At 69.3% G+C, this 20,049-nt stretch carries 25 protein-coding genes; 13 read left to right on the forward strand and 12 right to left on the reverse strand.

Annotated elements, in window-relative coordinates:
• The 10 genes from ASD25_RS12405 to ASD25_RS12450 form a co-directional block, all read left to right on the forward strand.
• Positions 1 to 760: cbb3-type cytochrome c oxidase subunit I (locus ASD25_RS12405; RefSeq protein WP_200943618.1), on the forward strand; the 760-nt coding region annotated here is incomplete at its 5' end.
• A gap of 78 nt (positions 761 to 838) precedes the next feature.
• The gene (gene cyoE, locus ASD25_RS12410; RefSeq protein ID WP_055831121.1) at positions 839 to 1,807 is read left to right on the forward strand and encodes a heme o synthase; all 969 of its coding nucleotides are present in this window, start codon (positions 839 to 841) and stop codon (positions 1,805 to 1,807) included.
• Positions 1,808 to 1,812: 5 nt separating this feature from the next.
• Positions 1,813 to 1,992, forward strand: coding sequence for a hypothetical protein (locus tag ASD25_RS12415; RefSeq protein WP_055831119.1), 180 nt, complete (start codon positions 1,813 to 1,815; stop codon positions 1,990 to 1,992).
• The gene (locus tag ASD25_RS12420) at positions 1,989 to 2,555 is read left to right on the forward strand and encodes a cytochrome c oxidase assembly protein (protein WP_055831117.1); all 567 of its coding nucleotides are present in this window, start codon (positions 1,989 to 1,991) and stop codon (positions 2,553 to 2,555) included. The genes ASD25_RS12415 and ASD25_RS12420 overlap by 4 nt, the downstream gene beginning before the upstream one ends.
• A 51-nt stretch (positions 2,556 to 2,606) precedes the next feature.
• Complete coding sequence (locus ASD25_RS12425; RefSeq protein ID WP_055831115.1) at positions 2,607 to 3,515, forward strand: cytochrome c oxidase subunit 3; 909 nt, start codon at positions 2,607 to 2,609, stop codon at positions 3,513 to 3,515.
• Positions 3,516 to 3,610: 95 nt separating this feature from the next.
• Positions 3,611 to 3,904 carry a DUF983 domain-containing protein gene (locus tag ASD25_RS12430; protein ID WP_327019545.1) on the forward strand — a complete coding sequence of 98 codons (294 nt, stop codon included), beginning with the start codon at positions 3,611 to 3,613 and terminating at the stop codon, positions 3,902 to 3,904.
• On the forward strand, positions 3,894 to 4,601 hold the full coding sequence (locus ASD25_RS12435) for an SURF1 family protein (protein WP_055831110.1): 708 nt from the start codon (positions 3,894 to 3,896) through the stop codon (positions 4,599 to 4,601). The genes ASD25_RS12430 and ASD25_RS12435 overlap by 11 nt, the downstream gene beginning before the upstream one ends.
• Before the next feature lie 50 nt (positions 4,602 to 4,651).
• On the forward strand, positions 4,652 to 5,863 hold the full coding sequence (locus tag ASD25_RS12440) for a pitrilysin family protein (RefSeq protein ID WP_156376989.1): 1,212 nt from the start codon (positions 4,652 to 4,654) through the stop codon (positions 5,861 to 5,863).
• A gap of 24 nt (positions 5,864 to 5,887) precedes the next feature.
• Positions 5,888 to 6,478: a GNAT family N-acetyltransferase gene (locus ASD25_RS12445; RefSeq protein WP_055831106.1), complete on the forward strand. Its 591-nt coding sequence runs from the start codon at positions 5,888 to 5,890 to the stop codon at positions 6,476 to 6,478.
• Between the two features lie 43 nt (positions 6,479 to 6,521).
• Positions 6,522 to 8,189, forward strand: a complete 1,668-nt coding sequence (locus ASD25_RS12450) for a bifunctional diguanylate cyclase/phosphodiesterase (RefSeq protein ID WP_055831104.1) — start codon at positions 6,522 to 6,524, stop codon at positions 8,187 to 8,189.
• Here ASD25_RS12450 and ASD25_RS12455 read toward each other — a convergent pair.
• Positions 8,186 to 8,755 carry a YqgE/AlgH family protein gene (locus ASD25_RS12455; protein WP_055831102.1) on the reverse strand — a complete coding sequence of 190 codons (570 nt, stop codon included), beginning with the start codon at positions 8,753 to 8,755 and terminating at the stop codon, positions 8,186 to 8,188. The genes ASD25_RS12450 and ASD25_RS12455 overlap by 4 nt on opposite strands.
• Before the next feature lie 117 nt (positions 8,756 to 8,872).
• Between ASD25_RS12455 and ASD25_RS12460 the strand changes: the two genes are divergently transcribed.
• On the forward strand, positions 8,873 to 9,358 hold the full coding sequence (locus tag ASD25_RS12460) for a peroxiredoxin (protein WP_055831099.1): 486 nt from the start codon (positions 8,873 to 8,875) through the stop codon (positions 9,356 to 9,358).
• A 40-nt stretch (positions 9,359 to 9,398) separates the two neighbouring features.
• A complete protein-coding gene (locus ASD25_RS12465; RefSeq protein WP_082560138.1) occupies positions 9,399 to 9,848 on the forward strand; it encodes a very short patch repair endonuclease in 450 nt (149 codons plus the stop codon).
• Here the strand turns inward: ASD25_RS12465 and ASD25_RS12470 are convergent.
• The 5 genes from ASD25_RS12470 to ASD25_RS12490 form a co-directional block, all read right to left on the reverse strand.
• Positions 9,806 to 11,749 carry an ATP-binding protein gene (locus ASD25_RS12470; RefSeq protein ID WP_055831097.1) on the reverse strand — a complete coding sequence of 648 codons (1,944 nt, stop codon included), beginning with the start codon at positions 11,747 to 11,749 and terminating at the stop codon, positions 9,806 to 9,808. The two genes, ASD25_RS12465 and ASD25_RS12470, sit on opposite strands and share 43 nt — an antisense overlap.
• A 65-nt stretch (positions 11,750 to 11,814) precedes the next feature.
• On the reverse strand, positions 11,815 to 12,852 hold the full coding sequence (locus tag ASD25_RS12475; RefSeq protein WP_055831095.1) for a quinone-dependent dihydroorotate dehydrogenase: 1,038 nt from the start codon (positions 12,850 to 12,852) through the stop codon (positions 11,815 to 11,817).
• On the reverse strand, positions 12,843 to 13,199 hold the full coding sequence (locus ASD25_RS12480) for a DUF952 domain-containing protein (RefSeq protein WP_055831093.1): 357 nt from the start codon (positions 13,197 to 13,199) through the stop codon (positions 12,843 to 12,845). Before ASD25_RS12480 ends, ASD25_RS12475 begins: the two co-directional genes overlap by 10 nt.
• The gene (locus tag ASD25_RS12485; protein ID WP_055831091.1) at positions 13,196 to 13,699 is read right to left on the reverse strand and encodes a histidine phosphatase family protein; all 504 of its coding nucleotides are present in this window, start codon (positions 13,697 to 13,699) and stop codon (positions 13,196 to 13,198) included. Before ASD25_RS12485 ends, ASD25_RS12480 begins: the two co-directional genes overlap by 4 nt.
• A 9-nt stretch (positions 13,700 to 13,708) precedes the next feature.
• On the reverse strand, positions 13,709 to 14,473 hold the full coding sequence (locus tag ASD25_RS12490) for a class I SAM-dependent methyltransferase (protein ID WP_055831089.1): 765 nt from the start codon (positions 14,471 to 14,473) through the stop codon (positions 13,709 to 13,711).
• Between the two features lie 45 nt (positions 14,474 to 14,518).
• On the opposite strand from ASD25_RS12490, the gene gloB reads away from it, so the two are divergent.
• The gene (gloB, locus tag ASD25_RS12495; protein WP_055831087.1) at positions 14,519 to 15,247 is read left to right on the forward strand and encodes a hydroxyacylglutathione hydrolase; all 729 of its coding nucleotides are present in this window, start codon (positions 14,519 to 14,521) and stop codon (positions 15,245 to 15,247) included.
• Positions 15,248 to 15,253: 6 nt separating this feature from the next.
• Here gloB and ASD25_RS12500 read toward each other — a convergent pair whose 3' ends face one another.
• From ASD25_RS12500 to ASD25_RS12525, 6 genes are all read right to left on the reverse strand, one after another.
• Positions 15,254 to 16,018 carry a DUF4908 domain-containing protein gene (locus tag ASD25_RS12500; RefSeq protein ID WP_055831085.1) on the reverse strand — a complete coding sequence of 255 codons (765 nt, stop codon included), beginning with the start codon at positions 16,016 to 16,018 and terminating at the stop codon, positions 15,254 to 15,256.
• 99 nt (positions 16,019 to 16,117) lie between these two features.
• Positions 16,118 to 16,843, reverse strand: coding sequence for an acetoacetyl-CoA reductase (gene phbB / locus ASD25_RS12505; RefSeq protein WP_055831083.1), 726 nt, complete (start codon positions 16,841 to 16,843; stop codon positions 16,118 to 16,120).
• Positions 16,844 to 16,941: 98 nt separating this feature from the next.
• A complete protein-coding gene (locus ASD25_RS12510) occupies positions 16,942 to 18,000 on the reverse strand; it encodes an NAD(P)-dependent alcohol dehydrogenase (RefSeq protein ID WP_055831080.1) in 1,059 nt (352 codons plus the stop codon).
• Between the two features lie 60 nt (positions 18,001 to 18,060).
• Positions 18,061 to 18,810 (reverse strand): DUF72 domain-containing protein, encoded by a 750-nt coding sequence (locus ASD25_RS12515; protein ID WP_055831078.1) that lies wholly within the window; start codon positions 18,808 to 18,810, stop codon positions 18,061 to 18,063.
• Between the two features lie 3 nt (positions 18,811 to 18,813).
• A complete protein-coding gene (locus ASD25_RS12520) occupies positions 18,814 to 19,410 on the reverse strand; it encodes a hypothetical protein (RefSeq protein ID WP_055831076.1) in 597 nt (198 codons plus the stop codon).
• A 54-nt stretch (positions 19,411 to 19,464) separates the two neighbouring features.
• Positions 19,465 to 20,043: a TetR/AcrR family transcriptional regulator gene (locus tag ASD25_RS12525; RefSeq protein WP_055831074.1), complete on the reverse strand. Its 579-nt coding sequence runs from the start codon at positions 20,041 to 20,043 to the stop codon at positions 19,465 to 19,467.
• Positions 20,044 to 20,049: the final 6 nt, after the last annotated feature.

The following is a 20,049-nucleotide window of genomic DNA, read 5'->3' on the forward strand; positions in this document are numbered from 1 at the left end:
CATCTTCGGCTACCTCGCCATGGCCTACGCCATGGTCGCCATCGGCTTCGTCGGCTTCATCGTGTGGGCCCACCACATGTTCACGGTCGGCATGAGCGTGAACCTGCGCGCCTACTTCATCGCCGCGACCATGATCATCGCGGTGCCGACAGGGGTGAAGATCTTCAGCTGGATCGCCACCATGTGGGGCGGCTCCATCAGCTTCAAGACGCCCATGCTGTGGGCGATCGGCTTCATCTTCCTGTTCACCGTCGGCGGCGTGACCGGCGTGGTCCTGGCCAACGCCGGCATCGATTACAGCCTGCACGACACCTATTACGTCGTGGCCCACTTCCACTATGTGCTGTCGCTGGGCGCCGTCTTCGCCATCTTCGGCGGCTTCTACTACTGGTACGAAAAAATGTTCGGGGTGAAGTACAACGAGTTCCTCGGCTGTGCGCACTTCTGGATCATGTTCGTGGGCGTGAACCTGGTGTTCTTCCCGCAGCACTTCCTCGGTCTGCAGGGGATGCCGCGCCGGTATGTCGACTATTCAGACGGCTATGCCTTGTGGAACAAGGTCTCGTCGTTCGGCTATGCGATCACGGCCATCGGCGTGCTGGTCTTCCTGATCATGCTGGCCGAGTCCGCCATTCGCCGCCGCAAGGGCGTCGCCAACCCGTGGGGCGAAGGCGCCACGACGCTGGAGTGGACCCTGTCCTCGCCGCCGCCGCATCACCAGTTCAACGAACTGCCGGTGGTCAAGAGCGACGAGCACTAGGACCGGCCATACCGGGACTGACACACGGGGGCCGCTCTTTCAGTCGAAAGGGCGGCCTTCCGGGTTTTTGAAAGAGCCATGACCGAAGCCACCCCACAGACCGTGATCTCGACGGCCCAGCCGGAGGACTTCTTCCAGCTGCTGAAGCCGCGCGTGATGTCGCTGGTGGTCTTCACCGCCCTGACCGGGCTGGTGGTCGCCGGCGGCGACATCGACTGGATCTCCGGCGCCATCGCCATCCTGTGCATCGCCGTCGGCGCCGGCGCGGCCGGGGCGCTGAACATGGCGCTGGAGGGCGAGACCGACGCCCTGATGCGGCGCACCCGCGGGCGGCCGGTCGCGGCGGGCCGGGTCAACAAGAACGACGCCATGACCTTCGGCGTCATCCTGTCGATCTTTTCGGTCATGCTGCTGGGCATGACGACCAACTGGCTGGCGGGCGGCCTGCTGCTGCTGACCATCGTCTACTACGCCGCCTTCTACACCCTGCTGCTGAAGCGGCGGACGCCCCAGAACATCGTCATCGGCGGCGCCGCCGGGGCCTTCCCGCCGGTCATCGGCTGGGCTGCGGCGACGGGGCAGGCCCCGTGGCAGGCGTGGCTGCTGTTCCTGATCATCTTCCTGTGGACCCCGCCGCACAGCTGGGCCCTGGCCCTGTATTCGGCCGGCGACTACGCCCGCGCGGGTATTCCGATGATGCCGGTGGCGCGGGGCGCGAGAAGCACCCGGCTGCAGATCCTGCTCTACACCCTGGTCTTCGTCCCCGTGGCCATCGCGCCCGGTCTGACGGGGATGGGCGGCCTGCTGTACCTCGCCGTGTCGGTGGTGGGCGGCCTCGGCTTCCTGTTCCTGGCCGTGCGCCTGTATCGCAGCCGCGCCGGCGACCAGCCCGACAAGGCCGAGGCCGTGGGGCGAGAGGCCGCATTGTATGATGTCCGCGCGGAGGCCAAACCGGCGCGGAACCTGTTCGCCTTCTCCATCCTGTATCTGATGGCCCTGTTCGCGGCCCTGCTGGTCGAGAGCGTCGCCGCCATCCCTGGACTGTAACGACCATGACCCGCCTGACCCCGGAACAGCTGCAAGCCCGCAAGAAGCGCAACCTGGCCATCGCCGGGGCGCTGGTCGCCTTCATCGTGCTGGTGTTCGGCGTGACGGTGCTGAACCTGAAGCGCAATCTGGACGCCCGCGCCGACGCGATCGCCGAGGGCCGGCCGGTGGGCTACGCCGGATGAAGCTGTCGCGGAACGCCATCGCCATCGCCTGCGTCCTGGCCGTCATGGGCATGACCGGCGCCGCCTTCGCGGCGGTGCCCCTGTACCGGATGTTCTGTCAGGTCACGGGCTTCGACGGCACGGTCCGCAAGGCCGAAACCGCCCCGGACCGAATTCTGGATGAGACAGTCCTGATTCGCTTCGACACCAATGTCCGCGACCTGCCGATGACCTTCCGCGCCGAACAGGTCAGCCAGCGGGTGCGAATCGGCGAGACCGGCATGGCCTATTTCGACGTGACCAACACCTCGGACCAGCCGATCCACGCCACGGCGGCCTACAACGTCGTGCCGGAACGGGCGGGTCCCTATTTCCAGAAGCTGCAGTGTTTCTGCTTCGAGGGGCAGACGATCCAGCCCGGGCAGACGCTGAAATTCCCCGTCCAGTATTTCGTCGCGCCCGAGATGGCGACCGATCGCGAGAGCCGCGGCGTGCGCGAGATCACCCTCAGCTACACCTTCTATCCGACCAAGGCGGCGGACCTGGCGACCAACGCCGGCCAAGCCTCTGGCGCAGCCGGATAGCGGACGCTATAGCCTGCCCCCTACGTATCTCGACCGCTTGAAGAGACCCTGATGGCCGACGCCCACGCCGCACCGCATCACGACTACCACCTGGTGAACCCCAGCCCTTGGCCGCTGGTCGCCTCGATCGCCGTCACGACCATGATGGTCGGCGCGGTGGTCTGGATGAAGGGCCTGGTCGGCGAGGACGCCGGCGCCGTCGCCGGCGCCCTGCTGGCCAAGGGCGACAAGGCCCTGTTCTTCGCCGGTTTCGCCGGCGTGCTGGTGTCGATGTTCGGCTGGTGGGCCGACGTGATCAAGGAGAGCAAGGCGGGCGACCACACGCCGGTCGTCTCCATCGGCCTGCGCTACGGCATGATGCTGTTCATCGCCTCCGAGGTGATGTTCTTCGCGGCCTTCTTCTGGATGTTCTTCGAAATGGCGGTCTTCAACGAAGCCCGCGCCCACATTCCGGAAGTCGCCAACTGGGCCGATACGGCCAAGGCGTGGTCGACCTGGCCGCCCAAGGGCGTCGAGACGCTGGACGCCTGGCAGCTGCCCCTGCTGAACACCGTCATCCTGCTGCTGTCGGGCACGACCGTCACCTGGGCGCACCATGCCCTGCAGGTCGGCGACCGCAGCGCCGCCAAGACGGGGCTGCTGATCACCGTCGCCCTTGGCATCCTGTTCACCGCGGTGCAGGCCTATGAGTACAACCACATCATCCACGAGAACCTGTTCTTCAACGAGGAGGCGGCGAACTCCGGCCTCTACGGTTCGATCTTCTTCATGGCGACGGGCTTCCACGGCTTCCACGTCCTGATCGGCACCATCTTCCTGCTGGTCTGCCTTCTGCGCCTCTACGCCGGCCAGATGAGCCCGGCCAAGCATTTCGGCTTCGAGGCCGCCGCCTGGTACTGGCATTTCGTGGACGTGGTCTGGCTGTTCCTCTTCGCCTTCGTCTACGTCACCTTCGGGTGAACCAAGGCCCCACAGGGCTTGATCTTCAACCGGCGCGGATCGACCCGATCCGCGCCGGTCTGCTTTGCCGCTGTCCCCATTGCGGGAAGGGGCGTTTGTTCGCGGGCTTCCTGAAGGTGGTCGAACGTTGCGAGGCCTGCGGCTTCGATTTCACGCGTCTGAACACGGGCGACGGGGCGGCTGTCTTCATCATGCAGATCGCCGGCGGGATCGTGGTGTTCTCGGCCCTGTTCATCCAGGTCGCGTACAATCCCCCCATCTGGGCCATGCTGGCGGCAGCCCTGCCGCTGGTGGCCGGCCTGTCGCTGGGCCTGATGCGGCCGGGCAAGGGGGTGATGATCGCCCTGCAGATGCGCAACAAGGCGGGACAGGCGCGCAATGACGACTGAGGCGACCCGTAACCGCTTCCCCTGGGGCCTGACGATCGTCTGCGCGCTGGCGGTCGTCCTGCTGGCCTCGCTGGGCGTCTGGCAGGTGCAACGGATGCAGTGGAAGAACGGACTGATCGCCGAGGCCGAGGCGGCGGCGACGCATCCGCCGGTTCCCCTGCCTTCCGGCGAGCGGACCGACCTGCCGGAGTTCCAGAAGGTCATCCTCGATTGCGACTTTCAGGCCAACCAACGGGTTGAACTGCAGACCATCCACGACGGCGTCCCAAGCGTCCGCCTGATCGCCGAGTGTAGCGGTCGTCTGGTCGACCTCGGCTTCATGTCGGAGGAGATCAGCGCGCGTCCGCCTTTCACCCAGTATCGAGCGCCTCGCCTCCCGGGCAGCTATCCGAAGATCATCGCCGAAGTCAGAAACACGCCGGCCCCGAACAGTTTCGCCCTTCCGCCCGAAAATGGGCGGTTCTTCGCCCGTGACAATCGCGCGATCGCGGCGGTCCTCGGCGTCCCGCCGGAACGGGCCTCCCAGACCCTCTACGCGGTGACGTCAGCCTTTCCCGGTTTCGGGGCCCTTCAGCCCTCGGCCCCGCCCGCCGCCTTTTCGAACAACCACCTCGGCTACGCCCTGACGTGGTTCGGACTGGCGCTGGCGGTGCTCGGTTTCTATATCGCGCTGCTGCGTAGAAAGCCGAGATCCTGACCGCCACCCTCCACACCCTGTCCAACGGCGTCCGCGTCGTCTGCGATCCCATGCCCGGCCTGCGCACCCTGGCCCTGACGGTCGCCGTGCGCGGCGGGGCGAAATGGGAGACCGAGGCGACCTCGGGCTGGTCCCATTGTCTCGAACACCTGGTCTTCAAGGGCGCGGGCGACATGGGCGCACGCGAGATCGTCGAGCGGATCGAGGCCGAGGGCGGGTCGCTGAACGCCTCCACGGGCTATGAGCGAACCAGTTTCGAGGTGCGGGCGCTGGACGGCTCGCTGCCCTTGGCCATGCAGGTGGTGTCGGATCTGGTGTTTCGCCCAACGCTCGATCCCGACGAGATCGAACGCGAGAAGGACGTGGTCGCCCAGGAGATCGCCGAGGCCTTCGACACGCCCGACGACCACGTCTTCGAAATGGCCCAGACCCAAGCCTATGCCCGCCAGCCGCTGGGCCGGCCGATTCTCGGCTCGGTGAAAAGCCTGAAGCCGATCACGCGGGCGTCGATCAGCGACTGGCGGGCCCGGCTGTACTCGCCCGATCGGATGGTGGTCGCCGTGTCCGGCGCCGTGGACGAGGCCGAGCTGCTGGCCCTGGCCGAGCGCTGGTTCGGCTCCGAGACCGGCGCGCCCGCGCAGGAACCGCAGACGCCGCATTTCACCGGCGGCGGCGCCGCCCTGTCGCGGCGGATCGAACAGGCCAACATCGTCTTCCAGCTGCCGGCGCCCGCCGCCGGAGATCCGGCCTATGCGGCCGCGCGGCTGATGACCGAAATCCTGGGCGGCGGCATGGCCTCGCGCCTGTTCCAGAGCGCCCGCGAGGAGCGGGGGCTGGCCTACGCCATCGACGCCTACCACGAACCCTATGAGGACACGGGCATCCTCGGCATCTACGCCGGAGCCGCCGCCGAACGGGCGGTCGAACTGGCCGGGGTCTGCGCCGCCGAGCTCAAGGCCCTCGCCGGGACCGGACCGACGGCGGCGGAGCTGTCGCGGGCCAAGGCGGTGATGAACGCCGGGCTGTGGATGTCGGACGAAAGCCCGGCGGCCCGCGCCGGCCGGGCGGCGGCCCAGGTGCTGATGTTCGGCGCGCCGATCTCCTCGGAAACCATGGCCGAGCGAATGCTGGCGCCGACCGCCGAGGACGTGCGCGCCGCCGCGGCGATGTCGCTGGGGGCCGGAAAGGCCGCGACCGCGGTGCTGGGGCCGAAGGCGGCCGCGCCGGCCGGTGCCGCCTTCCGCGAGGCTCTTTTCGGCTGAGCGCCGGCCCGCTAGTCTGACCTCATGGCCCTGCTGGACTGGATCAACGAGGCGACCGGTCCGGTCGTGAAGGGGGGCGGAGTCACCCTGAGAGCCCCGCGCGCCGGGGATCACGACGCCTGGGCCGCCCTGCGTCAGGCCAGCCACGCCTATCTGCAACCGTGGGAGCCCAGCTGGCCCGAGGACGACCTGACCCGGGCCGCCTACAAGCGTCGGCTGTCCATCTACGCCCGCGAAATGGAGGCCGGCAACGCCTGGCCCTTCTTCATCTTCGCCGACGCCGACCAGGCGCTCGTCGGGGCCATCACCCTGTCCAACGTGCGCCGCGGCGTGGCCGAGACGGGGACGCTGGGCTACTGGATCGGCCAGCCCTTCGCGGGCCGGGGACACGCCACGGCGGCGGTGCGGGCCATGGTCGCCTACGCCTTCGACGATCTGAACCTGCACCGGGTCGATGCGGCCTGCGTGCCCGGCAACCTCGCCTCGCGTCGCGTTCTGGAAAAGGCCGGCTTCGTCCTCGAGGGCGAAGCCCGGGCTTATCTCAAAATTAACGGCGCATGGGCAGATCATCTCCTGTTCGGCGTCGTGAATGACGGAGCCGCGCGCGGCGGCTGACCAGGGGTGATCCCTGGGGCTCTCCATCAGGACCGGTAAGCGTTTGAACACTCGCTCCAGAAGTCTGGCCTGGGACGCGACGACCGCCATCGAGGCGCTGGCGGCGGCCGACACTGCCCTATGGATATGGACGCCCGCCGACGACCAGATGCGATTCACCGGGGCCACCCGCGCCCTGGGCCTGGGGCCGCTGGCGCCGGAGTGTTCGGGCGCCGCCTTCACCGCCGTGGCGACCCCGCAGGACCGCTCCCTGGCCGAAAAGATCCTCAAACCGCAGGAGGAGGGGACCGAGGTCGCCATCCGGCTGCGCATGCGCGACGCCGAAACCTGCATCTGGCGCGGCGTCTGGCTGGAAGACGGGCTGCGCGCCGCCGGGGTGGTGGCCCTGGAGGCCAAATTCGCCGCCTCGCATCGCGATCACCTGACCGGCTTGCTGGACCGCCGCACCTTCCTGGCCCGCGCCGGCGAACTGCTGACCCAGCCCGGCGACTATGAGCTCGTTGTGGCCGACGTGGACCGCCTGCGCCGCCTGAACGAAGCCCTGGGCCACGCCCGGGCCGATCTTGTGCTGTCGGCCCTCGGCTCGCGCCTGAACGCCGCCTTCGCCCATGACGCCAACGCGGCCCGCATCGGCGAGGACGAGTTCGCGGTCCTGGCGCCGAGAGGATCGGGCGCCGTGGCCGAACGGGTGCGGGAGGCGCTTGAACAACCCCTGAGAATCGCCGGTTTCGACATCTATCCGACCGTGTCGATCGGCTCGGCGGCGGCCGAGGGCGGGCCGGACGCGCCCGATCCGGCCGAACTGCTGCGCCGGGTCGAACTGGCCGTCGAACAGGCCAAGCTGGCGGGCCGCGGCGGGGCCGCCGCCTATGGCCGGGCGCTGGAAAGCGACAGCCTGTCCCGTCTGGCGCTCGAGGCCGACCTGAGGAACGCCTTCGTCCGCGGCGAGATCGAGCCCTTCTACCAGCCGATCGTCAATCTGCTGACGGGGGCGGTGGCCGGGTTCGAGGCCCTGGCCCGCTGGCGCCATCCGAAGCGCGGGCTGGTGCCGCCCGACGAATTCCTCGGCCTGGCCGACGAGATGGGCCTGATGAACGAGCTGGGGCTGCTGATGATGACCTCGGCGTCGCGACAGCTGGCCGAATGGCTGGCGCGCCACCCGGCGGCGGGCAAGCTGTTCTGCAGTGTGAACCTGTCGGTCGGCGAGATCGAGCGGCCGGATCTGGTCGACGACGTCACCCGCATCATCACCGAGGCCGGCCTGCCCAAGGGCGCGCTGAAGCTGGAGGTGACCGAGGGCGACATCATGCGCGACACCTCGCGCGCGGCCGAGACCCTGACCCGGCTGCGCGAAGCGGGCGCGTCGCTGGCGCTCGACGATTTCGGCACCGGCTTCTCGTCCCTGACCTGGCTGGCCAAGCTGCCGTTCGATACGCTGAAGATCGACCGCTACTTCGTCCTGACCATGGACAAGGACGAGGGCTCGGCCAAGATCGTCAAGTCGGTGGTCAATCTCGGCCGCGACCTCGGTCTCGACGTCGTCGCCGAGGGGGTCGAGAACGCCGGCCTCGCCAAGCTGCTGCTCGACGCCCAGTGCCACTACGGCCAGGGCTTCGGCTACGCCCCGGCCCTGCCGGCCCAGGAGGCCGAGGTGTATCTGAACGAATCGCTGGCCGACGGCACGGCGCCGATCAAGGCCCGGTCGGCCTAGGCCCGGCCGATCTGTCCCGACAATCGCGCCGGATCCACGCCCAGACCGGCCAGCACCCGGCCCCATTTGCTCTCGTGGTCGGGGTCGAAGATGAGTTCGGGATCGGCGTCGGCGGTCAGCCAGACATTCTCGCCCAGTTCCTCCTCCAGCTGCCCTTCGTCCCAGCCGGCGTAGCCGAGCAGCAGCACGGAGCGATGCGGACCCGTCGCCGGATCGACCATGGCCAGCAGGGCCTCGCGGGTGCCGGTCATGGCGAAGCCCGCGCCGAAGGCCAGGGAGGCGTCGTCGACCAGCCAGTCGTCGGTATGCAGCACGAAGCCCCGCTCGCGCTCCACCGGCCCGCCGATCAGCACGGCGCGGCTGTCGGCGTCGTCGGGCGCGGCGGTGTCGAGTTTGGTCAGCACCTTCTTCAGGTTCACGCCGGGCGCGGGGCGGTCCAGCCTCAGGCCCATGGCGTGGTCCGGCCGGTGGGCGCAGATCAGGATGACCGCGTGCTCGAACCGGGGGTCGCTGATGCCGGGCATGGCCACCAGAAGCCGGCCGGCCAGGGATTGGAATTCGTCCATGACCCTATCATTGGTGCGGATGGCGGCGTCTGCAAGGCGTGACCGGTTGGCGGGAGCGGCGGCAACGCCTATCTGATCGGCACGTTTGGTCCTCACACCCCCTCCCGGAGCCTGCCCATGACCGTCCAGATCGGCGACCGCATCCCCTCGTCCAACCTCACCCGCGCCACCGACGACGGCCCCAAACCCGTCACCACCGACGACATCTTCGCCGGCAGGACCGTGGCCCTGTTCGCCGTCCCCGGGGCCTTCACCCCGACCTGTTCGGCGAAGCATCTGCCGGGCTTCAAGGACCTCCGCCAGGACCTTGTCGCCAAGGGCGTGGACACGATCGCCTGCGTTTCGGTCAACGACGCCTTCGTCATGGGCGCCTGGGCCGACAGCCAGGGCATCGGCAAGGACGACATCGTCATGCTGGGCGACGGCAACGGCGACTTCACCCGCCAGCTGGGCCTGTCGATGGACGCCAAGGGCTTCGGCATGGGCGAGCGCTCGCAGCGCTATTCCATGCTGGTCAGGGACGGCGTCGTCGAGCAGCTGAACATCGAACAGCCGGGCGAGTTCAAGGTCTCGTCGGCGGAGCATCTGCTGGCGCAGCTCTAGAGGCGCGACCGCTCGCGACGCGGCGCGAGAGGTCTGGATCGTGACCACAGACGTCTTCACCCCGGAACAGCGCAGCGCCGTCATGCGCCGCGTGAAGGGCCGCGACACCGCGCCTGAACTGGCCGTGCGCCGCATCTTGCGCGCGGCGGGCATCGGCTACCGGCTGGGCGGCGCGGGCCTGCCGGGCCGGCCCGATCTGGTGATGAAGGGGCGGCGTGTCGCCGTGTTCGTGCACGGCTGTTTCTGGCACGGCCATGACTGCCCGAGAGGCGGCCGACAGCCCAAGGCCAACGCCGCCTACTGGATCGCGAAGATCGACCGCAACCGGAGGCGCGACGAGGCCAGCCGGGCGGCGCTGACGGCCGACGGCTGGCGCGTGGTCACGGTCTGGGAATGCGCGATGAAGGCCGACGGTTTCGCCGATCGGCTGGCGACCGAAGTGCGGGGTCAGGCGGCTACGGTCTGCGCCTCGTCGACGTCTTCCCCCTGAGCCATGGTCATCACATGGGTGATGGCCTCCAGCAGCATCGGCGGGGTGATCGGCTTGGGCACGAAATAGGTCATGCCCGCCGCCGTGCAGGCGGCGATGTCCTCGGCCGCCGTGTCGGCCGTGACGGCGATGATCGGCACGCCGACGTTGGGGCCGTCGCCGGCGCGGATGCGGCGGGTGGTCTCGCGGCCGTCCAGTTCCGGCATCCGCACGTCCATGAAGATCAGGTCGAAGGCGGTGTGCTCGCAAATCCTGAGCGCCGCCATGCCGTCGGCGGCGGTGGCGATGTCGCAGCCCAGCGGCTGCAGGATCAGCTGGATGGCGCGGCGGTTGATGTCGTGGTCGTCGACCACCAGCACCCGCATGGGCCGGCCCTCGTCGTCCTCCTCCTGCCCGGGCTCCGCGGCGGCGGCGAGCGACGCGGGGGCCGGGGGCGCCTCGTACAGGGGCTGGGGCGCGGCGATCTGTTCGGCGGCGGCCGAGCGGCTGCCCGACAGGGAACGGGCGACGGCGTCGCGGCTCTGCTGGTCCAGGGCCGGCGTGCCGGCCGGGACGGCCTCGCCCGGCTGGAGGTGCAGGGACAGGGTGAAGCGGGAGCCGACGCCGGGCTGGCTGCGGGCGGTCAGGCGTCCGTCCATCAACTGGACCAGCTGGCGGCTGATGGCCAGGCCCAGGCCGGTTCCGCCATGGACGGCGCTGACCCCGGCGATGGTCTGGTCGAAGGGCGTGAACAGACGCCCGACCTGTTCGGGGGTCATGCCGGGACCGGTGTCGGCGATCTCGATCAGCACCGCGTGGCCGCCCGGCTCGTCCGGCCAGGCCTGCAGGCGCAGGGTGATCGATCCGGTGTCGGTGAACTTCATCGCATTGGAGATCAGATTGTTCAGGACCTGACGCAGGCGCATCGGATCGCCGCGCACGGCCGCGGGGACGAAGGCGGCGCCCTCGACCCGCAATTTGAGTCCCTTGGCGCGGGCCGGCCCGCGCCAGAGGCGGACGGTCTGGTTCAGCAGGTCGCGCAGATCGAAGTCGACCTGGTCCACCGTCATGTGTCCGGCGTCCAGCTTGGCGTGATCCAGAAGATCGTCCAGCAGGGCCTTCATCATGAAGCCGGCGTCCGTGATCAGATGGGCCTGTGACCGCGCGGAGGCGTCGGTCGCGCCGCGCTCCAGTTCGGCCGCACCGGTCAGGATGGCGCTGATGGGGGTGCGAAGATCGTGGCCGATGGCGGCCAGGAAGGCGCTGCGGCCCTCCATGATGCGTTCGGCGTCCGATCGCTTCTGGTCGGCCTCGATCCGCGCCGCGCTTTCCGCCAGGCGCGCCTCGTTCATGCGCTGCCAGGTCGACAGGCAGTAGGTGATGAAGACGCCCACGGCGATGGCCGCTGCGGTCACGAAGCCCGTTGACGCGCCATAGATCGCCATGAAGACCGGCGTCGCCGACAGATAGAGAAACTGGAACGAAGCGGTCAGCAGCATGACGGACTTCGACCGGGGAGCGTTGATCACCGAATAAATGGCGCCGGCGGACAACAGCAGGGCGGCGCAGATGCCGCCCATCGGGCCGCCCGCGAGCCACAACGGAACCGACAGGCTGCCGAAATAGCCGGCGTTGACGGTCAGTATGAGCCACCCGGCGATCCCGCGCAGGCCTTGCAGACGGTTTGTCCGGCCGCTGTTGATCGGGCCGAAAATCCACAGATCGAGAGCCTGGATGATGAAATAGCCGACGACCCAGCCGACGCTCAACGGCCAGCCGAGCAGCGGGCTGAAGATCAGGGCGCTGGCCGCGGACATGCCGAGCCGCTGCAGCAACGCCTTGCGCCGCTGACGGATCGCCATCGCCCAGTCGTCCGCCGGTGCGGGATTTGAGGCCTGCGTATCGACTTTGGCGATCGCCATGCGGTTCCCCGAACAAGGCGGTTTCGCCCGTGCGCGCACTATGCCCGCGTTGCCCTAACGCTCCGTCAACGGGCCGCTGAAACGGCCTCGGACACCGTCGAAAATCCGTCGGCGCGCAGGCGGGCGGCGAGGTCCCGTTTGATCCGCGCGACGAGCCCCGGGCCGTCGTATATCAGGGCCGAATAGAGCTGGACGGCCGAAGCGCCGGCGCGGATCCGGGCGTAGGCCTCGGCCCCGGAATCGATCCCGCCGACCGCGATCAGGGGCAGGCGTCCGGCCGACGCCGTCGCCGCGGCGCGCAGCGCCTTCATGGCGCGGGCCTTCAGGGGCGCGCCGGACAGGCCGCCCGCTTCGCCGCGGTCCGGCGAGCGCAGGCTGTCGGGCCGATCCAGGGTGGTGTTGGCGACGATCAGGCCGTCGATGCCGTGGTCCAGGCTGGCCTCGACGATCAGGGCGATCTCGTCAGGCGTCAGGTCGGGCGCGATCTTGAGGAAAACCGGCGTCGGATCGCCGGCCCGGGCCTCGTTCAATCGGCCCAGCAGGTCGTCCAGCGCCGCCCGGCCCTGGAGAGCGCGCAGTCCCGGCGTGTTGGGCGAGGAGACGTTGACCGTGACATAGTCGCTGAGGCCGCGCAGGCGCCTCAGACCCGTGACATAGTCGGCCGCCTTGTCGTCCGTGTCCTTGTTGGCCCCGAGATTGGCGCCGACGACCACCGTGCGCGGGCGATTCGCCAGGCGGGCGGCAAAGGCCTCGAGGCCCGCGTTGTTGAACCCCATCCGGTTGATGATGGCGCGGTCTTCCGAGAGGCGGAACAGGCGCGGCTTCGGGTTGCCGGCCTGTGGCCGCGGGGTGACCGAGCCGCACTCCACGAAACCGAAGCCGAGGCGCGCCAGCCCTCGCAGGGCCTCGCCGTTCTTGTCCAGACCGGCCGCGAGGCCGACCGGGTTCAGCAGTTCGAGCCCCGCCAGACGGGTCTTCAGAATGGGGTCGTCGGCGGGCGGCGCCGGCAGGGGCGCGATCTGAAGGGCGCGGATCGCCAGACCGTGCGCGACCTCGGGATCCAGCCGTCGCAGCAGGGCGGCGCCGAGGTCGCTCAGGGCCATCCGACAGCTCCGTCGTCGAAACGCATGACGCCATGGTCGTCGACCGACAGGCCGCGCTCGTCCGTCGCGGCGGCGACCGGAAGCGGGGCGTGAAGATGGGGAAACAGGGCCCCGCCGCGCGACGCCTCCCACCTCAGATCGTCGCCAACAGCCCGCAGGTCCACGGCGACCAGCATCAGGTCGGTCCGACCCGCATAGTGTCGGCGCGCCGTCTCGGGCAGTTGTTCTGCGCTCGACAGATGGATGTAGCCGTCCGCCCGATCGACGGCCGAACCGGCGTAGCTCCCGGCCTCGCGCGCGGCCGTCCACTCGGCCCTGTCGACCAGCTTGTAGGCGACGCCGCTCACAGGCCGCCCAGGTCGCGGGGCTGCAGGAAGCCCTCGAAGGCGCAACGGCCGGCGACATCCACGGTGAAGATGGCGGCGGAGCCCGGCGGAAACCCGCCGCTCATGCGGTCCAGAACCGACGGCGACGCCGCGCTTTCGACCAGATATTCGACGGCCAGCAGATGAACGCCGGGATTGTGCGCCACCACCATCAGGCAGCCGGCCTCGTCCTCGGCGGCCTCGACCAGAAGGCGCAGGGCGTGGGCGCCGCCATTATACTGCGCCTCGTCCTCGCGCACCTGGACGTCGCCGAAGGCGTCGTGCAGCAGATCCCAGGTCTGGCGGGTGCGCAGCGCGGGCGACACCAGCGCCAGATCGGGCCTCATGCCCCGCGCGGCCAGGGCCCGGCCCATGGCGGCGGCGTCCTGCCGGCCCCGCACGGACAGGGCGCGGTCGCGGTCCCGACCGGAGCTGGCGGCCCGTTCGGCCTCGGCGTGTCGCATCAGGATCAGTCGCTGCATGGCCCGCCTTTAAGGGCGTTTGGCCGTTCCCGCCAGATCATCGCCGGTCCCCGACCGGTTCGCAGGCCGGGGCTGGAGGGCGGGCGTCCTCACCGGCGCGGTCGCCACCGCCCCTCCGGGCCGGATACGGGCGTATTCCCGACGCGTCGCCTCCAGCAGGATGACTCCCGCCGCGCCCGGCATGATGCGCTTGCCGACCTGTTCAAAGCCGTCGGCCAGCGGCAGCAGCGGCCCCCAGGGCGGCACATACAGCGTCTGCGACCAGGCGGTCGGTTCGAGACCGGCTGCCCGGACCAGCCGCTCCAGCTGGCCGCGGGTGAAGGGTCGCCCATGTCCGAACGGCGTGGTCTCGGCCCGCGCCCAGAGGCCGCCCCGCGCGGCTGCGACCAGGATGATCCGCCCTGCCGGCGACAGGGCGCGCACGGCCTCGGCCATCAGGGCCTGGGCGTCGTCGGCTTCCTCAAGGGCGTGGACGACCAGGATGCGGTCAAACGATCCGGCGGCGAAGGGCAGACGGCGGTCGTCGACCAGCAGCGTCCGGTTCTTGCCCACCGATGGCCACAGCTCGACTCCCTGACCGCCCGGCATGGCCGCGACCACCCGGCGGGCCCCGACGAAGGCGTCCAGCCACGGGGTGGCGTAACCCAGACCCAGGACGTCGCTGTTGGCCGCCTCGCCCCAGGCGTCCTCCAGACGCCGGGCCAGCAGACGGCGCGCCAGGGCGCCGGCCGGCTCGCCGTAGAAGATGCGAAGGTCCTCGATGCTGCGCCGCATGGAGCCAGCATAGGCCGGGTCGGGGCGGGCTGCTAGGATAGGCGCATGACCCTCGACGTGCGCCTCTTTCCCTGCCTGAACGACAACTACGGCCTGCTGGTCCGCGACGCAGCCACCGGCGCGGTCGCGACGATCGACACGCCGGACGCCGCCGTCATTCTGGAGGCGCTGGAGCGATCGGGCTGGGGGCGGCTGGACCTGATCCTGAACACCCACTGGCACCCCGACCACACCCAGGGCAACGCCCGGCTCAAGGCCGAAACCGGCTGCGAGATCGTCGGGCCCGAAGAGGTGCGCAAGGCCGCGCCGATCGACCGCATCGTCGCCGGCGGCGACACGGTGAGGCTGGGCCAGACCGTGCTGGAGGTGACCGACGCGCCGGGCCACACCCTCGGCCATATCGTCTATCGCTCGGCCGCGGACGCCCAGGCCTTCGTCGGCGACGTGCTGTTCAACCTCGGCTGCGGCCGGCTGTTCGAAGGGACGCCGGAGCAGATGCACGCCAGCCTGCAGGCCCTCGCTGCCTGGCCGGACGAGACCGTGGTCTGGTGCGCCCATGAATACACCGCCGCCAACGCCCGCTTCGCCCTGAGCCTCGACGATCGGCCGGAAATGATCGCGCGGGCGGGGGAAATCTTCGCGATGCGGGAACGGGGCGAGGCGACGGTTCCGACCACGATCGGTCTGGAGAAGGCGTTCAATCCCTTCATGCGCGCGACCCATGCCGCCGAATTCGCCGCCCGCCGGGCGGCGAAGGATGTCTTCACCGGCTAGACGCGCCTAGCGCCGGGGCGGCGGCGCGGGGGTCAGGAAGGCGTCGATCACCCGCGCCGAAGAGGGCCGGCCCGCCACGCCCTGGACGGGCGCCACCACGATGCGGAGATCGCCCCTGGCATAGGTCACCGAGGCGCGGGGACCATCGACGATGGTGATGCTGCGCAGCCGGTCCAGCGACGACCGCGCCGACGGCGAGCGGGCGATGCGCAGGGCCGCGTCGGTCGACAGGATGAGGGCTTCGACGGTCAGGCTTTCGGCGGCGCCGTCGGTGTCGACATTGATCTCGATCAGCCGCCCCAGGGCCTGGCTCAGCATGGCGCTGCGCCGGGTCATCAGCTGAAACATCTGGGCCGGGCCGAGGGTCGGCGGCGACAGGCTGGCGGCCGGGCCGGACAGCGAGGCCGGCGATCCGCCGGGCGCACGCGGCGTATAGACGGTCATGCCGCCGCCGGGCGTGACCCGCAGCAACTGGTCGCCCGCGTCGTTGCGATAGATGACGTCGCCGCGCGGGGCGGCGGTCGGGCGCAGCACCCAGGTCTCGTCGCGCCGGTCGAAGCGCAGCAGGGGCCGCTGGCCCGAACGGTCGAGGATGAAGGCTTCACCGGATTCCGCGACATAGCGGCCCGTGGGCGGCAGGGTCCGCGAGGTCCCCCCGCTGTTGCGGAGGGACTGGCTCTGCTCGGCCTGGGCGTTGCCGCGGATCTGGGCCTGGGCTTCGGAGGCCGTGGACGCAAAGGACAACGCCGCCGTCGCGAGGGCGATCGCCATCGCGGCCGGAAGCGGCGTTCGCGCCGTTCTGGACCCTGCCGTCAACTCCATGACGGAAGTGGTGAAGCGCCGGCGCGGCGGATTTTGGGCAGGCCCCGATCAGCCGACCAGATACTGACCCCCGTTCAGCGACAGGGTGCAGCCTGTGACATATCCGGCACGTTCGCCCGACAGCCATGACACCATATCGGCGATTTCCTCGCCTTTTCCGAGCCTTCCGACCGGGATCTGGGCGATGATTCCGGCCAGGACCTTCTCGTCCATGGCTCCGACCATCTCGGTGTCGATATAGCCGGGGGCGATGCAGTTCACCGTCACGCCCTTGCGCGCATTCTCCAGCGCCAGGGCCTTGGTGAAGCCGATCATGCCGGCCTTGGCGGCTGAATAGTTGGTCTGGCCGATCTGGCCCTTCTGCCCGTTGATCGAGCTGATGTTGACGATGCGCCCGAAACCCCGGTCGCGCATGCCGTTTATGACCTGGCGCGTCATGTTGAAGACGCTGTCCATGTTGACCCGGATCACGTCGGACCACTGGTCGGCGCTCATCTTGTGGAAGAAGCCGTCGCGGGTGATGCCGGCGTTGTTCACGAGCACGTCGATCGGCCCGAGCTGGTCCTCGATCTCCTTCACAGCGCGGGCGCAGTCGTCGAACGAGCCGACGTTGCCCTTGACGATGGTGACGCCCAGTTCCTTCGCCGTCGCCTCGGCCGCCTCGACATTGCCGGAATAGCCGGCGGCGACGGACATGCCGTCTTCCTTCAGCCGCTGGACGATCGCCTTGCCGATGCCGCGGGTCCCACCCGTGACCAGAGCCACTCGTGCCATGTGCGTTTCCTTGTCCCTGATGGCGCCGTCTGACGCGGCGCCTGTTCAGGAACAGGTGTAGCGGGGGAAGGTTCGAGGGTCGACCCTTCCCCCTCGTCTCAGATCCGCGCCATGTCCAGCACGAAGCGATAACGCACGTCGGACTTCTGCAGTCGCGCATAGGCCTCGTTGATCTGGTCCGGGGCGATCACCTCGATGTCGCAGGCCAGGCCGTGTTCGGCGCAGAAGTCGAGCATCTCCTGGGTCTCGCGGATGCCGCCGATCAGCGAGCCGGCCACCGAGCGCCGCCGCCACAACAGGCCCATGGCGTAGACCGGCAGGCCCTCGGTGGTCAGGCCCAGCATGACCATGGTCCCGTCCCTGGCCAGCAGCTGCACATGGCTGGCGATCTCGTGCGTGGCCGAGACGGTGTTGATGATCAGGTCGAAGCGCTCGCCCGCCGCCTTCATCGCCGCCTTGTCCGAGTTGATGAGGAAATGCTTCGCCCCCATCCGCTCCGCGTCGGCCTTCTTGCGGTCCGAGGTCGACAGCACGGTGACCTCGGCCCCCATGGCCGCCGCCTGTTTGACCGCCATGTGGCCGAGACCGCCGAGGCCGATCACGGCGACCTTCGAGCCCGGCCCGACCTTCCAGTGCCTCAGCGGCGAATAGGTGGTGATCCCGGCGCACAGCAGCGGCGCGGCGGCCTCCAGCGGGATGCTGTCGGGGATGGTCACGACATAGTTCTGGTCGACCACGATGGCGGTGGCGTAGCCGCCCTGGGTGATGGTCTGGCCGACGGCGGCGCCCTTGGGGTCGGGCGAGCCATAGGTCTGGGTCATGCCGGGGACGCAGTACTGCTCCTCGCCCTCGAGGCAGGGTTTGCACTGGCGGCAGCTGTCGACCATGCAGCCGACGCCGACCCGGTCGCCGACCTTGAAGCGGGCGACGTTGCCGCCCACCGCCGTCACCACGCCGGCGATCTCGTGGCCCGGCACGATCGGATAGGTGGTGTTGCCCAGGTCGTTCTTCACCACGTGCAGGTCCGAGTGGCAGACGCCGCAGAATTTGATCTCGATGGCGACGTCGTCCGGGCCCGGATCGCGCCGGTCGAAGCTGAAGGGCGACAGCGGGGCGTCGCTGGAGGTGGCGGCGAAGGCGCGGGTGGCGATGGGCATGGGGAAGGCTCCTGAAAGGCCGGGCTCAAGTGTGCGCGCCGACGGCCCGGCGCAACCGGGTCACCCCAGCTTTTCGATCAGGGCCTGGGCGGCCGCCGGATTGCGCACCTTCGCCCCGGCGATGAAATAGGCGAAGACGTCGCCCTGCTTCACCCATTCGCGCGTCTGTCTGACGATGCCGTCCAGCTCGGCCGGAGACATGCCGGTCGGCTCATCCTCGCGGCTCGACATCAGCCGTGCGTATTTGAAGTCGGCCGTGTCCTGATTGATCCGCGGCCATTCCGGCGCCTCGTCGTCATGGCCGTAGACGATGGCCGCGCCGTATTTGCGGGCCAGGTCGTAGAACTGCGCGTTGTCGAACGTCCCGCTGCGGACCTCCAGGGCGTGGCGCAGACGAATGCCGTTCTTCTCCTTCGGCAACAGCTTGAGGAAACCCTCGAAATCGACCGGATCGAATTTCTTGGTGGCCATGAACTGCCAGTTGATCGGCCCCAGCTTGTCGCCCAGCGCCGTCAGCCCTTGGTCGAGGAAGCGTCCGATGCTTTCGCCGGCCTCCGACAGGATTTTGCGGTTGGTGCAGAACCGGCTGGCCTTGACCGCGAAGACGAAGTCGTCGGGCGTCTCGTCGCGCCATTTCATCCAGGTCTCGGGCTTGAAGCCCGAATAGTAGGTGCCGTTGATCTCGATCGAGGTCAGCTTGGAACTGGCGTACTCCAGCTCCCTCTTCTGGCTCAGCTTGTCCGGATAGAAGACCCCGCGCCAGGGCTCATAGGTCCAGCCGCCGATGCCGACGCGGATTCTGCCGCCCATGGCTCAGGCCCTCGGCAGGAAGCGGATCGAGGTCAGAGTCCGCATGGTGTCGTCGTCCAGGCCGAGTATGCCCTGGGTGCTGGCCACGACGGCCCGCTCGCCATCGCCGATCACCGCCCAAAGACATTCGCCGCCGGCGGCGTGGAAGCCGGTCTCCTCGTCGGAGACGCCGCAGGTCACACGGGCCCTGAGGCCCGTCCAGCCGGGACCGGAGAACGGCTCCACCGGAACCGGCGCGAAACGGCCGTAGGTGGTCATCAGCACGCCGTCCGCGTTCCGCTCGAAGCCCGCCTCGGCCGCCGCCACCGCTCCCACCGGCCCGTCCTTCAGCTGCAAGGAGAGCACGTGCTTATCGCCTTCGAACAGAGCGACGCAGCCGGCCTCTTCGCCATCGGGGCAGGGGCCTGTGCGGCGCGAGGAGGCATGGTCGAAGGCGATGCCCAGGGCGGGGTCGCTGAAGACTGTGCGGTCGCCGGCCGCGGCCGGTGATGCGACCGTCGTCGTCGCCGACGCGGCGGCGGGTTCGGCGGTCTGTTCGGACGCGCCGCAGGCGGTCAGAGCGGATGCAGCCATCAGGATGGCGGTCAGACGGATGATCACGTGCGGGGCCCCTTCACCGGTACGGCCGCACTCTCCGCCACCCGGAAGGCGGGATCAAGCCGCGTCCACAAGCGCCCGATAGGCCGCCGTCGCCTGGCCTCGCGCGGTCTCGTCGTCCAGCAGGCGGCGCGAATGGCCGTAGGCCAGCACCAGACCCTTGAACTGGAACACCTTGAGCTCCAGCGTGGACTCGTCGGCTTCGGGATACAGGGTCCGGAACTCGCGCTTCAGCGTCTTGGCCCAGCGGACCTGACTGCCCTTCAGCGTGTCGCGCAGGGGGCCGGGCTGGTCGTCCAGCTCCATCGCCGCCGCCTTCAGCGGGCAGCCGCCCGGGCGATCCTCACCGTCGATCCAGTCCAGCTCGCCCTCGAAGATGCGGTCCAGACGTGCGCGGCCCGGTTCAAGCGGTTCCGCAGGGTCCCAGACCGCCGACTTGAAGCGGTCGATCATGGCGTCGACGACCTCGGCCTGCAGCGCCTCCTTGGACTGGAAATGCTTCAGCACCGCACTCTTGGACAGACCGGCGGCATTCGCGACGTCGCCGAGGCTCACGGCGGCGAGGCCCCGCACCGTGACCTGGGTCATCGCCTCGTCGATCAGTCGGGCGTGGGTGGCCTCGCCTTTGGGCGGCATGCAAAA

Source organism: Brevundimonas sp. Root1423, from assembly GCF_001426805.1.